The 12,598-nt window shown below is 69.4% G+C and carries 11 protein-coding genes; 9 read left to right on the forward strand and 2 right to left on the reverse strand.

The window, feature by feature from the left end:
• Positions 1-13 precede the first annotated feature (13 nt).
• Positions 14-613 (reverse strand): NTP transferase domain-containing protein, encoded by a 600-nt coding sequence (locus ACIA8C_RS30285; RefSeq protein ID WP_397140574.1) that lies wholly within the window; start codon positions 611-613, stop codon positions 14-16.
• Positions 614-763: 150 nt separating this feature from the next.
• Between ACIA8C_RS30285 and uraD the strand changes: the two genes are divergently transcribed.
• From uraD to ACIA8C_RS30305, 4 genes are read left to right on the forward strand one after another with little or no spacing between them, the layout of a single operon-like run.
• Positions 764-1,300, forward strand: a complete 537-nt coding sequence (gene uraD, locus ACIA8C_RS30290) for a 2-oxo-4-hydroxy-4-carboxy-5-ureidoimidazoline decarboxylase (protein WP_397140576.1) — start codon at positions 764-766, stop codon at positions 1,298-1,300.
• On the forward strand, positions 1,297-1,614 hold the full coding sequence (gene uraH / locus ACIA8C_RS30295; RefSeq protein WP_397140577.1) for a hydroxyisourate hydrolase: 318 nt from the start codon (positions 1,297-1,299) through the stop codon (positions 1,612-1,614). Before uraD ends, uraH begins: the two co-directional genes overlap by 4 nt.
• A 6-nt stretch (positions 1,615-1,620) precedes the next feature.
• Complete coding sequence (gene pucL / locus ACIA8C_RS30300) at positions 1,621-2,526, forward strand: factor-independent urate hydroxylase (protein WP_397140579.1); 906 nt, start codon at positions 1,621-1,623, stop codon at positions 2,524-2,526.
• A complete protein-coding gene (locus tag ACIA8C_RS30305) occupies positions 2,514-3,875 on the forward strand; it encodes an 8-oxoguanine deaminase (protein WP_397140581.1) in 1,362 nt (453 codons plus the stop codon). Before pucL ends, ACIA8C_RS30305 begins: the two co-directional genes overlap by 13 nt.
• 5 nt (positions 3,876-3,880) lie before the next feature.
• On the opposite strand, the gene ACIA8C_RS30310 is transcribed toward ACIA8C_RS30305, so the two are convergent.
• The gene (locus ACIA8C_RS30310) at positions 3,881-4,696 is read right to left on the reverse strand and encodes a M20/M25/M40 family metallo-hydrolase (RefSeq protein WP_397140583.1); all 816 of its coding nucleotides are present in this window, start codon (positions 4,694-4,696) and stop codon (positions 3,881-3,883) included.
• A gap of 736 nt (positions 4,697-5,432) precedes the next feature.
• On the opposite strand from ACIA8C_RS30310, the gene ACIA8C_RS30315 reads away from it, so the two are divergent.
• From ACIA8C_RS30315 to puuE, 5 genes are all read left to right on the forward strand, one after another.
• Positions 5,433-6,290 carry an FAD binding domain-containing protein gene (locus ACIA8C_RS30315; protein ID WP_397140585.1) on the forward strand — a complete coding sequence of 286 codons (858 nt, stop codon included), beginning with the start codon at positions 5,433-5,435 and terminating at the stop codon, positions 6,288-6,290.
• Positions 6,287-9,259 carry a molybdopterin-dependent oxidoreductase gene (locus tag ACIA8C_RS30320; protein WP_397140587.1) on the forward strand — a complete coding sequence of 991 codons (2,973 nt, stop codon included), beginning with the start codon at positions 6,287-6,289 and terminating at the stop codon, positions 9,257-9,259. Before ACIA8C_RS30315 ends, ACIA8C_RS30320 begins: the two co-directional genes overlap by 4 nt.
• Before the next feature lie 192 nt (positions 9,260-9,451).
• Positions 9,452-10,642 carry a DUF6986 family protein gene (locus ACIA8C_RS30325; protein ID WP_397140866.1) on the forward strand — a complete coding sequence of 397 codons (1,191 nt, stop codon included), beginning with the start codon at positions 9,452-9,454 and terminating at the stop codon, positions 10,640-10,642.
• Entirely contained in the window at positions 10,639-11,607 is a 969-nt protein-coding gene (alc, locus tag ACIA8C_RS30330) for an allantoicase (RefSeq protein WP_397140589.1), read from the forward strand. Before ACIA8C_RS30325 ends, alc begins: the two co-directional genes overlap by 4 nt.
• Positions 11,604-12,515 carry an allantoinase PuuE gene (gene puuE / locus ACIA8C_RS30335; protein WP_397140591.1) on the forward strand — a complete coding sequence of 304 codons (912 nt, stop codon included), beginning with the start codon at positions 11,604-11,606 and terminating at the stop codon, positions 12,513-12,515. The genes alc and puuE overlap by 4 nt, the downstream gene beginning before the upstream one ends.
• Positions 12,516-12,598 lie beyond the last annotated feature (83 nt).

Below are 12,598 nucleotides of genomic sequence, written 5' to 3' on the forward strand. Positions count from 1 at the left end.
CAGCTCGCTCCGATCAGCGTGCGGACGAGGCCGGGTAATCACGATCGACGCCCGTCGCCAAATCGTCGCACGTGACGCACACCATATCCGCCTTACGCGACAAATAGGTGCGCGCGCCCGAATCTCCTACGGCCTCCTGACATATCGAGGTCCAGTGCTTGTGAGCGAGCACAACGGGATGGCCCGGTGTGTTGTGGAACACAGCGCGGGCGAGGCCGCTGGACGAGGCGAACGCCGCGGCCGTGACCCTGGCGATCACATCGGCGCCGACGTCGGGGGTGTCCACCGGCATGATCGCGGCGTAGCGCGCCGGGGTGCGCGCGGCCGCGATGAGCCCGGCCCGGACGGACGCGCCGAGCCCGGTGGCCCAGTCCGCGGCCCAGACGTGCTGGACGCCGGCGGGCAGGTCGAGCAGGGCCGGATCGGGGCCGGTAGCGCCGAGCACCACGATCACCGGATCGCAGCCGCCGTCGCGCAGCGCGGCGATCGCGCCGCGCAGCCAGGCACCGTCCTCGGCCAGCGCTTTGGGCCGTCCGTAGCGTGTTCCGGCGCCCGCGGCGAGCACGATGCCCGCGCAACCGGGCGGGGCGGCCGGGCGATCGGGTACAGCCATGGTTACGACGGTAGTCCGGAACCGCCGTGCGCGCGTGCCGGAAGAGTGCTGCTCGTGGCCCTGCCCGGCCGCTTTCGTTGCGGCGACACGCCGGGGGCGCGGTATCTCTTCCGGGTGGCGTCCGGGCGGGTCGTATTCGATGCTGGTGCGATGACAGACGACGTTGCGGGTCTGGCCCGGTTCGACGCGATGCCCGACGGCGCAGCCACCGAGGCATTGCTCGCGTGTTGCTCTTCGCCCGAATGGGCGCGGGCACTCGTCGCGGGGCGCCCGTATCCGAGCGTCGGCGCGCTGCTCGACGCGGCCGACGCCGTGCTGGCCGGGCTGCCCGAGTCCGAGATTGATCGCGCGCTCGCCGGGCATCCCCGGATCGGCGAGCGACCGGACCAAGAGCGCTTGCGAACCGCGGATGCGCGAGGCCGCACGGCGGCCTCGGCGCGTGAGCAAGCCGGGGTCGCCACGGCAGGGGACGCGGTACGGTCGGCGCTCGCGGACGGCAACCGGGCCTACGAGGCGCGGTTCGGTCATCGCTATCTGGTGTGCGCGAGCGGCAGATCGGGTAGCGAGCTGCTCGCGATCCTCGACGAACGACTCGGCAACGATGCCGAGACCGAAAGGCGGGTTATGCGAACAGAACTGGCGAAGATCAATCGACTTCGGTTGCGCGCGTTGCTGGCGGCCCGATGAGCACGCTGAGCACGCACGTGCTGGACGCGATGCGCGGTGCGCCCGCGCAGGACGTCGCGGTGACGTTGTATCGCGGTGCCGAGCAGCTGGATTCGGCGGCGACCGACGCGGACGGCCGGATCCCCGCACTGGGCGGTGCGCTCCCGGCCGGGACCTATCGGCTGGTGTTCGGCACCGGCGCCTACTTCGCCGGACACGAGGTCGACACCTTCTATCCCGAGGTCTCCGTGGCGTTCGCCGTCACCGAGGAGCGGCACTACCACGTCCCGTTGTTGCTGTCGCCCTTTGCCTTTTCCACCTATCGAGGGAGCTGAACGAGCATGGAACTGACCGGGCCGATCGTGCTGTCCGACCACCGATACGGCAAGGCCGAGAACCGGATCGTCCGGATCTGGCGGCAGCGCGCCCGCCACGAGATCCGCGACGTGAACGTGTCCACCGTGCTGCGCGGCGACTTCGCCGACGCCTACGTCGCGGGCGATCAGCGCAAGGTGCTCCCCACCGATACCCAGAAGCAGACCGCGTACGCCTACGCGAAACAGCCAGGGCTACAAACGATCGAGGACTACGCGCTAGCGCTGGCCGGCCATTTCGTCGATGACATCGAACCGGTGACCAGCGCGCGGATCGAGGTCGACGAGTATGCCTGGCAACGGGTTTCGGTGGACGGCCACGAACACGACCACACCTGGGTCCGGCAAGGTCCCGAGGTGCGCACCGCGGCGGTGACGGTGGCAGGCGCGGGTGCGGACCGGCAGGCCTGGGTGATCGGCGGGGTGAAGGACCTGACGATTCTGAAGTCGACCGGCTCGGAGTTCGCCGACTTCCTGACCGACGAATTCACCGTGCTCGCCCCGACGCACGACCGGATGCTGGCCACCGCGCTGGTGGTGGAATGGCGGTTCGCGGGCACCACCGGCATCGCCTGGGACGAGGTGTACGCCGGTATCCGGGCGCGGTTGGTCGAGACTTTCGCGACGCAGCACTCGAAGGCGTTGCAGCAGACCTTGTTCGAGATGGGCAAGGCCGCACTGGAGGCTTACCCGGTGCTCGCGGAGATCCGGCTGGCGGCGCCGAACAAGCACCACTTCGATTACGACCTCGAACGTTTCGGTATCGAGAACAACGGCGAGGTGTACATCGCCGCGGATCGTCCGTACGGCCTGATCCACGCGACCGTGCAGCGGGCCGACGCACCGGAGGCCGGGCCCGCATGGACGCGGTGACGGTCATCGAGGGGTGTGCCGTCGCGACCGTGGACGCGGTCGGCACCGAATATCGCGACGGTCATGTAGTGCTGCGCGGCAACAGGATCGAGGCCGTCGGCGCGGGCGCGGCGCCCGCAGGCGACGGCGCGGTGCGGCGCATCGACGGCCGTGGCTGTCTGCTGACGCCCGGCTTGGTGAACACGCATCACCATCTCTACCAGTGGATTACCCGGGGGCTCGCCGCGGACAACACGCTGTTCGAGTGGCTCACCACGCTCTATCCCATCTGGGCGGGCATCGATGAGGACGCGGTGCGGATCGCGGCGACGGGCGGGCTCGCCGCGCTGGCCCGTACCGGCTGCACCACCACGACGGATCATCACTACGTGTTCCCGCGCGAGGGCGGAGATCTGCTCGGCGCCGAGATCGCCGCGGCGGCCGAGGTGGGCCTGCGCTTCCATCCGTGCCGAGGCTCGATGGATCTCGGTGTCAGCTCGGGCGGACTGCCCCCCGATCACGTGGTGCAAACGCTGGACGAGATCCTGGCCGACAGTGCGACGGCCATTGCCCGCCACCATGATTCGTCGTTCGACTCGATGCTGCGCATCGCGCTGGCCCCGTGCTCGCCGTTCTCGGTGACGCCGGATCTGCTGCGGGAGTCGGCGGTGCTGGCGCGCGAGTCGGGAGTGCGGCTGCATACCCATGTCGCCGAGACGATCGACGAACAGGACTATTGCGCCGCGACATTCGGCTGCACACCGGCGCAGTACGTGGAGCGGCTCGGTTGGGTCGGTGCCGACGTCTGGTGGGCGCACGCGATCCACCTTGACGACTCGGCGATCGAGGCGATGGCGAAAACCGGTACCGGGGTGGCGCATTGCCCCACCTCGAACGCACGGATCGGCGCGGGTATCGCGCGTACCGCGGACCTGGTGCACGCCGGGGTCCCGGTCGGCCTCGGGGTGGACGGCGCGGCGAGCAACGAGTCGAGCTCGATGATCGAGGAGCCGCGCAATGCCCTGTTCTTCGCGCGCAACAGGGGCGGCCCGCGCGCGATGACCGTGCGAACGTCGTTGGCGCTGGCCACCATCGGCGGCGCGCGGGTACTCGGCCGCGACGCCGAGATCGGCTCGATCGAACCGGGCAAGCTCGCCGATCTGGCGCTGTGGCGGCTGGACACCCCGGCGCACGCGGGCATCGACGACCCGGTGACCGCGCTCGTGCTCGGCTCGGCGCCGCCCCTCGCGGCGCTGATCGTGAACGGGCGCGAGGTCGTTCGGGCCGGTCGGCTGTGCACCATCGACGAGGAGGCGGTCGGGACGCGGGTGGCTCGGGCGCAAGCCGCGCTGGTCGCCAAGGCTGGGTAGCGGGTTCAGCCGCAGCGGCGGGCCGCGAGTACCGCGAGAGTGTCCGCGCAGGCGCGCATTTCACTGATCAGGACGTGATGTTCGGTATCCGTTGCGTCGCCGCGAGGCCCGAACAGGCAGCATTCGATGCCTGCCCGGCTCAGGTCAGTGGTGTCGTTTCCGCAGTACGAGTAGGGCAGCGCCGATCCGGTTTCTTCGACCTGGAAATTCGAGACCTGAGGCAGCAATTCGGTGATGTCGCGGACCACCGCGCGGTCGGCGGGCACGCGGGTGATCACCCTGCGCACCGAATACGGTTCGGGGACAACGGCGGCGTCCGCGGTGAGGCCGCTGCGCAGCGCGTGCCTCGTGCCGACCTCGCCATGTAGCCCGCCGACGACGAACTCGAGCAGCAGCGGTCGTTCCAGGCCGATCCCGCTGCGGCGCAGCGCGATAGCCGCGCCGAGGATCGCGGCGAGGCCGCTTTTCATGTTGTGCAGGCCCGCCCCGTACAGCCGGTCGCCGTCGCGCCGGGCGGCGAACGGCTCGCCGGGAAAGTCGCTGCCGAGCGGATCCATGTCGAGGTGGCCGCTGAGCAGCAGCGCGGGTGTGCCGCGCTCCGGGCCGAGCCGTGCGACGGTCTGTAATCGGCCCGGCTGCACTTCTTGGTGGTATGCATGAATGTCATTGCGGGCGAGGACATTGCGGACGTGGAAAGCCAGCGGCGTCTCCTGCCCGGTAAAGGAAGGCACCGCGGTGAGCCCGGCAGCCAGCTGCACGAGCTCGTCGTCGGGCAGCAGCCGGGGCAACTGGTCGACGAAGGTCGTTGTGGAACTATTCACGCTTTCTGAATCCGATCAGCACCGACATCGCGTAACCCGGCGGGATCGGTCACCGTGCGTGTCGTCGTGTAATGCGGCGAGAACGAGGCCGCCCAGCTCCCGTTCCGGGACGTAGCGATCGTAGAGGGCGGCGCCGTCGCCGGTGACAGTGGTCCGCTGGCAACTCGTGGTCGGCGGTCGCCGCCCGCTGGTTGGCGTTGATCGGAGGCCCTCCGCGTCGGGACATGGGCTGCCGACAACGGGGCCGTCGGTGGCACACATCAGTAAGGGATGGCCCGCGTACGCGTGGGAAATGTCACACAGAGTGGGCCGGGTTGGACATTAATCTGGCAGCCGCCTGGTTGTCGAGTGTGTGACGTCCTCGATATCGCGTGTCGAGCGCGCGTCGTGGACCGGGGGCTCGGCGTGTTGCGGACCGGTGGAGTTCGCGGGCTGTCGCCGCGAGTGTTTTCGACGCCTGTGCTGCGGACCGTCAGAAATAGACCGGCAGGTATTGAACCGGCATTGTGCCAGTTCAGCGCATGTGCGGGATACTGGAACAGGGTCGCCTCTGACTGTGGTGGCGAACGGAACGGACGTCGGGTGTCGCGGGGCGCGCGGGCGATCCGAGGGAGTGGAGTAGGCCGGTCGGACGCCGGCCCGGTAACGGTCGCGACATCAGGGGCGGTTGTTGTGCAACATTGCGGCAACTCCCCGCCCCTAGGGTGGCCGCAGCGACAGCGGAGTGAGGTGAGACGTGGATCTGGACACGATCCGTGCGGTGGTGCTCGCGCGGGAGCGAGCGGACCTGGCTGCGGTCGATGCGTCGTGCGCGGTGCTCGCGGGCGGCACCTTCCTCTTCTCCGAGCCGCAGAACCACCTGGAGCGGCTGGTCGACATCACCGCGCTCGGCTGGCCCGCGTTCACGGTCCGGCCGGACGGGCTGGAGATCGCGGCCACCTGCACGCTGGCCGAATTCGCCGGTGCGGTGCCGGGGCGTGAGCTCGGTGCGCCGGTGTTGCGCGAACAGTGGCCGGGGACCCGGTTGTTCGCCAAGGGGTGCCGGGCATTGCTTGCGTCGCACAAGATCTGGCGTACGGCGACGGTGGGCGGCAACATCTGTTTGTCCTTGCCCGCCGGTGCCGTGCTCGCGGCGCTGACCGCGCTCGACGGTGTCGCGCTGGTGTGGGGTCCGGAGGGCGCCGATCGCCGGATTCCGCTGCGGGAGTTCGTACTCGGTCCCGGTCGGAACGTGCTGCAACCTGGTGAGGTGTTGCGCTCGATCACCGTGCCGACGTCGAGTCTGCTGGCGCACACCAGTTTCCGGAAGGTCGCGCTCGCGCCGCTTGGCCGGTCCGGATCAGTGGTGATGGGGCGGTGTGATCCGGATGGCCGGTGCGTGGTCACCATTACCGCGGCCACTGCCCGACCCGTCGTGCTGGATTTCGCCGCGGCGCCAAGCGATGCCGAGATCGATGCGGTGGTCGCGGAAATAGATCCACTGCTGTGGTTCGACGACCCGCACGGCACGCCCGACTGGCGCCGGCACGTCACCGGCGTACTCGCTCGCGAGGTCGCCGCCGAGCTGCGCGCCCCGGATCGGGAGCGACTATGAGATTCGAAGTCGATGGCCGAGCTGTCGAAGCCGAACCGCGCCCAGGCCAATGCCTGCGCACCTTGCTCCGCGAGCAAGGCACCCTGTCGGTCAAAAAAGGCTGCGACACAGGCGATTGCGGGGCCTGTTCGGTACAGGTCGACGGAATGACCGTGCACTCGTGCCTGATTCCGGCCCACCGTGCGGCCGACCGTGTGATCACCACCGCGGCGGGGCTCGGCACCGCCGAAGAGCCGCACCCGATACAGCGCCGATTCGTCGAGAACGCCGCCTTCCAATGCGGGTTCTGTACCGCGGGAATGGTGGTGACCGCCGCGGGCCTCGGTTGCGGTACATCCGGGACGGCGTCGGCTGTCGCGCCCAGCGGCGCGGATCTGCCGGGCGAAGCGGCCGCGGTATCGGTCGATGGAGTCGCGCGAGACGGTGCCGTCGCATCGGCGGGCGCCGCGGCGCTGAGTTCCGTCGGCGCGGTCGAATACGGCGGCCGTTCCGACGCCGAGTTGGCTGAACTGATGAAGGGAAACCTGTGCCGCTGCACGGGTTATCGATCGATCGCCGAAGCGTTGGCCGGTGGGCCGGCCGACGCCGCTCCGACCGGTGCGACAGCGCGTGCTGTCTCCGAAACATGTTCAGGCAGTGGCGAATCGGGGCCCGTGGTGGCCGGGCGTGCAGGCGCTGGTGTCGGGGCCCCCGCCGGTCCGCGGATCGTGCGGGGCATGGAGCCGTTCACCTTCGATATCCGACCGGGCGCGAACGACGTGCACGCGAGTTCACCTGGGGAACCGGAGGTCTCGCCGCCCACCGCTCCGCTGCACCTCGCGGTGCTGCCAAGTCCGCACGCGCACGCGCGCATCGTGTCCATCGATACGACAGCCGCCGAGGCGCTGCCCGGAGTGCGCGCGGTGCTCACCTACCGGGACGCACCGGAGGTGGCGTTTTCCACCGCACGGCACGAGTTACGAGCCGACGATCCGGACGACACCTACGTGCTCGATCGGACGGTGCGCTTCGTCGGGCAGCGGGTCGCGGCGGTGGTCGCGGAGAGTTCGGCGGCCGCACGCGCGGGCTGCCGGGCTGTGCGGGTCGAGTACGAGGTGTTGCCCGCGGTGTTCGAGCCTGCCGAGGCGCTGGCGCCGTACGCGCCGAAACTGCATGGGGGCAAACCGGATTCGGCGCGGATCGCGGACGCCGAACGTAATCTGATCGCCGAGGTGCACGGCGAGGTGGGCGATGTGCCTGCCGGTCTCGCGGCGGCGGCGAAAGTGGTGCGCGGCGTGTGGCATTCGCCGCGCGGACAGCACGTGCACCTGGAGACGCACGGCGGGATCGGCTGGCTCGACGCGGACGGCAGGCTGGTCATTCGGTGCAGCACGCAGGTGCCGTTCCTGGTGCGCGACGAGCTGTGTCAGCTGTTCGGGCTGCGGCGCGAACAGGTGCGGGTGTTCGCCACCAGGGTCGGCGGCGGGTTCGGCGCCAAGCAGGAGATGCTGGCCGAGGACCTGATCGCGCTGGCGGTGCTGCGCACCGGGCGGCCGGTGCAGTACGAATTCACCAGGGCCGACGAATTCTCCTCCGCCACTTGCCGTCACCCGATGCGCGTCGCGGTGACCGCGGGCGCCGACGCGGACGGCGTGCTGACCGCGCTGCTGGTCGACGTGCTCGCCGACGCGGGCGCGTACGGCAATCACAGCGCGGGCGTGATGTTCCACGGTGTCGGCGAATCGATCGGCGTCTATCGCTGCGCCAACAAGCGGGTGGACGCGCAAGCGGTGTACACCAACAACATTCCCTCCGGCGCGTTCCGCGGCTACGGGCTCGGCCAGGTCATTTTCGGGATCGAGTCCGCGCTGGACGATCTCGCGCGTGCGCTCGGCATCGACCCGTTCGAGTTCCGGCGCCGCAACGTGGTGGTCCCGGGCGACGAGTTCGTCGGCGCCGAGGTGGACGAGAGCGATCTGTCGTTCGGCAGCTACGGCCTCGACCAGTGCATCGACCTGGCCGAACGAGCACTGTTGCGGGGCAACGGGGTATCGGATCCAGGGCCGCGGTGGCGGGTCGGCACCGGGATGGCGATAGCGATGATCGCGACTATCCCGCCGCGCGGGCACTCGGCGGACGCCACGATCACCCTGCTGCCCGACGGCCGGTACGAGATCCGCGTCGGTACCGCGGAATTCGGCAACGGCACCACCACCGTGCACGCCCAGCTCGCGGCCTCCGCGCTGGAAACCGATGCGGCGCGCATCTTGGTCCGGCAATCCGACACCGACCTGATCGGGCACGACACCGGCGCATTCGGCTCCACCGGAATCGTGGTGGCGGGCAAGGCGACCTACGCGGCGGCGCTCGAATTGCGCAGACTGCTGCTGGCCAGGGCGGCGAAGCTGGCCGGGCTGCCCGAGCGCGACTGTGTGCTCGAGTCCGACGGAGTCCGTTGCGGCGACCAGGTATTCGGCGTCCGCGAATTGCTGGCCGACGGCGAGCTGGTCGCGCACGGCGAGCACTCGGGCACCCCGCGATCGGTGAGCTTCAACGTGCACGCCTTCCGCGTCGCCGTGCACCAGGACACCGGCTCGGTGCGCATCCTCCAGTCGATCCAAGCCGCCGACGCCGGGACCGTGCTCAATCCGGTGCAATGCCGCGGCCAGGTGGAGGGCGGCGTCGCGCAGGCCATCGGCACCGCGCTCTACGAGGACATGCGCAGCGAGTTCGGCGTCGTCACCACCCAGTCGCTGCGGCATTACCACATTCCGCGGTTCTCGGACGTGCCGCGCACCGAGGTGTACTTTGCCGATACCGCCGACGCGTTCGGCCCGCTCGGCGCCAAGTCGATGAGTGAATCCCCGTACAACCCGGTCGCCCCCGCCTTGGCGAACGCGATACGGGATGCTGTCGGGGTGCGGCCGGATCGGCTGCCGATGACCGCCGATCGGATCTGGCGGTCCATGCAGGAAGGAGATCAGCGGTGACCCAGCGTCGTGAGCGAGCGTCAGCGAGCGAACCGAGGACACAGTGCGTCTGGAGGCATGACGGAGCCGAGCGGCAGCGAGGCGGAGTCGTGCCTCAGGGCCGGAGGAGGCAACTTGCGTAACCACGGAGGCCCCGCGAACGACGCCGCTCGGACGCAGCTGCCGGAGCATGTCCGGGTCAGGATCGACGCGATGCTGGATACCGTCGATGCCGAGCTGCGCACGCGCTACCCGGGACCGGACGGGCGAGCACAGCCGATCCACACGGCGTATGTCTCGGCCGACCGTATTCGCGAGGACACCCCGCCCGCGTGGGGCGCCGCGGCCGTCGAGCTGCTGGACCGTCATGTCGACCTGCTGTCCGAGTTGGATTCGACCGGATCGCTGCCCGATGTGCGCAAGCGTCTGGAGCACGACCCGATTCAAGATCTGCGCATCGACTTCGAGGACGGCTACGGGTTTCGCACCGACTCGGAGGAGGACGCGGCGGCCAGCGCGGCCGGTGCCGTGCTGGCCACCTGGGCATACACGCCGTATCGCCCGCAGAGCTATGGCATCAGGACGAAGGGCCTGGCGATCGGCGAGCGCAACCGCACCCTGCGCACCCTCGAACTGGTGCTGGCGGCCATGGTCGACGTGCCTGCCGGATTCGTCTTCACCGTCCCCAAGATCCGTGCGGCGGAGCAGGTTCCAGCGCTGGTCGCGCTGTGTGAGGGGCTGGAGAGCGGCTACGGCCTCGCCGCGGGCACGCTGCGCTTCGAGCTGCAGATCGAGAGCCCGCAGGCGATCATCGCCGCCGACGGCACCGCGCCGATCGCGCGGATGCTCGGGCTGGCCGACGGGCGCTGCAGCGCATTGCATTTCGGCACCTACGACTACACCGCCGCGTGCGGTGTCGCCGCGCCGGACCAGGCCCTCGATCACCCGGCCGCGGATTACGCGAAGGCGGTCATGCAGGTCGCCGCGGCGCAGACCGGCGTCTGGGTGTGCGACGGCTCAACCCAGATCGTGCCCGACACCGAGCCCGAAGCGGCGCTGCGCAACCACCACCGCCTGGTGAGCCGCTCGCTGCGACGCGGGTACTACCAGGGGTGGGACATGCACCCCGGCCATCTGGTAACCCGCTGGCTGGCGACCTATGACTTCTTCCGGCAGGCGATCGACGTGGCCGTGCCGCGACTGCAGGCCTACCTGGACCGCCGATCGGGCGGCGTGATGGACGAACCGGCCACCGCGGAAGCTCTGGCGTCCACCGTTTTACGCGGCGTGGAGTGCGGCGCGCGCACCGCCGAAGACCTCGCTGCCCGAGCGCCGGAATTGTCACCGGCGGTGTTGCGTGCGCTGGTCACCCGCTCGCCGATTCCGCAGGAAGTGCGGTCGTGACCGACCAGCCGGAGTTCACGCTGCTTCCCGACCTCGCGGTTCGTCCGCTCGGCGGCTCGGTGATCTGGGCCGACGACGAATTCTTCGCGGAGAAGGAGAATTTGGTCAACCCGGGCCCGGCCGAATATCAGCCCTCGACCTTCGGGCACAAGGGCCAGGTCTACGACGGCTGGGAAACCCGAAGGCACCGTGGCAAGCCCGGCGACGACTCCGCCATCGTGCGGCTCGGCGTGCCCGGCGTGATCCGCGGCATCGTGGTCGATACCGCCTGGTTCAAGGGCAACTACCCGCCCGCGGTCTCGGTGGCCGCGCTGGAGGTGGTGGACTATCCGACGGCGGAAAGCATTGCCGCCCGCGATGATTGGGAGACCCTGATCGATCACGCGCCGGTCGCCGGGGACAGCCGCAACCCGTTCGCCGTCGCGAGCGAACGTCGGTGGACCCACGTCAAACTCACCATGCACCCCGATGGCGGGGTGGCTCGGCTTCGAGTACACGGCGAGGGTAGCCCCGATCCGCGCCTGCTCGGCCTCGGCCCGCTCGACCTGGCCGCGCTGGAAAACGGTGCGCTGGTGCTGGATTGCTCCAACCGCTTCTACAGCTCGCCGAATCAGCTGCTGTATCCCGGGCTGGCCAGGAAGATGGGCGACGGCTGGGAGACCGCCCGGCGCCGCGACGACGGCAACGATTGGGTGCGGATCCGGCTCGCCGGACCCGGCCTGATCCGGCTCGCCGAGATCGACACCTCATACTTTCTCGGCAACAGCCCGGGCGCCGCCCGGCTCACCGGCCGCACCAACGACGGCACCGAGCTCGAATTGCTGCCGCGCACCGAGCTTTTGCCCGACACCAGGCATCAGTTCGCGATCGCGCCGATGGCGGCCTCGGTGGAGGAGGTGCGCTTGGACATCTACCCCGACGGTGGCCTGGCCCGGTTGCGGCTCTACGGAGAGCTCGGCGGATGAGCGAGTCCACGCGCGAATTCATCGGCTATGGCCAGCACCCGCCCGACCCGCGGTGGCCCGGTGGCGCGCGGATCGCCGTGCAGTTCGTGCTGAACTATGAGGAGGGCGGCGAGAGCAACGTCCTCGACGGCGATCCGGCTTCGGAGACCTTTCTCTCGGAAATGACTCCGGCGCAAGCCTTTCCGAACCGTCACATGAGCATGGAGTCGCTCTACGAGTACGGTTCCCGTGCCGGACTGTGGCGGGTACTACGCGCTTTCGAGCGCCGCGACCTGCCGCTCACCATCTTCGCCGTTGCGCGCGCCATGCAGCGAAACCCCGAGGCGGTAGCCGCTTTTCGCGAGCTCGGTCACGAGATCGCCAGCCACGGCCTGCGCTGGAAGTCCTACCAGCTGACCGACCGCGACACCGAACGCGCGGACCTGGCCGAGGCGGTGCGCCTGCTCACCGAACTCACCGGTGCCGCACCGCTGGGCTGGTACACCGGCCGCGACTCGCCGAACACCCGTGAGCTGGTGGTCGAGCACGGCGGCTTCGTCTACGACTCCGACTCCTATGCCGATGACCTGCCCTATTGGGTCACTGTGCGGGGCAACGACCACCTGGTGGTGCCTTACACCCTGGACACCAACGACATGCGTTTCGCCTCGCCCGCCGGATTCCCCACCGGCGAGCAGTTCTTCGCCCACCTGCGCGACGCCTTCGACGTGCTGTATCGCGAAGGCGCCGAAGGCAGCCCGAAGATGCTGTCGATCGGCCTGCACTGCCGCATCGTCGGCCGCCCGGCCAGAATCGCCGCCCTGGAACGCTTCCTGGACCATGTCCAATCCCACGACCAGGTGTGGATAACCCGCCGCATCGACATCGCCGAACACTGGCGCAAGGTCCATCCGCCGCGGGGCAACTGACGCACTGCGTGGACTCGATTCTGAGACAACATAATTCGGGGCATGCATCGCGAGCGCTCGGAGACTATGTTCGGCCGTCTACC

Source organism: Nocardia sp. NPDC051321 (genome assembly GCF_044455225.1).
Lineage (GTDB): Bacteria > Actinomycetota > Actinomycetes > Mycobacteriales > Mycobacteriaceae > Nocardia.

Bases quoted from the DNA above. Each gene is read 5' to 3' on its own strand.
- ACIA8C_RS30285 (WP_397140574.1), bottom strand. From the start codon at position 613: ATGGCTGTACCCGATCGCCCGGCCGCCCCGCCCGGTTGCGCGGGCATC.
- uraD (WP_397140576.1), top strand. From the start codon at position 764: ATGACAGACGACGTTGCGGGTCTGGCCCGGTTCGACGCGATGCCCGAC.
- ACIA8C_RS30320 (WP_397140587.1), top strand. From the start codon at position 6,287: ATGAGATTCGAAGTCGATGGCCGAGCTGTCGAAGCCGAACCGCGCCCA.
- puuE (WP_397140591.1), top strand. From the start codon at position 11,604: ATGAGCGAGTCCACGCGCGAATTCATCGGCTATGGCCAGCACCCGCCC.
- ACIA8C_RS30305 (WP_397140581.1), top strand. From the start codon at position 2,514: ATGGACGCGGTGACGGTCATCGAGGGGTGTGCCGTCGCGACCGTGGAC.
- pucL (WP_397140579.1), top strand. From the start codon at position 1,621: ATGGAACTGACCGGGCCGATCGTGCTGTCCGACCACCGATACGGCAAG.
- uraH (WP_397140577.1), top strand. From the start codon at position 1,297: ATGAGCACGCTGAGCACGCACGTGCTGGACGCGATGCGCGGTGCGCCC.
- ACIA8C_RS30325 (WP_397140866.1), top strand. From the start codon at position 9,452: ATGCTGGATACCGTCGATGCCGAGCTGCGCACGCGCTACCCGGGACCG.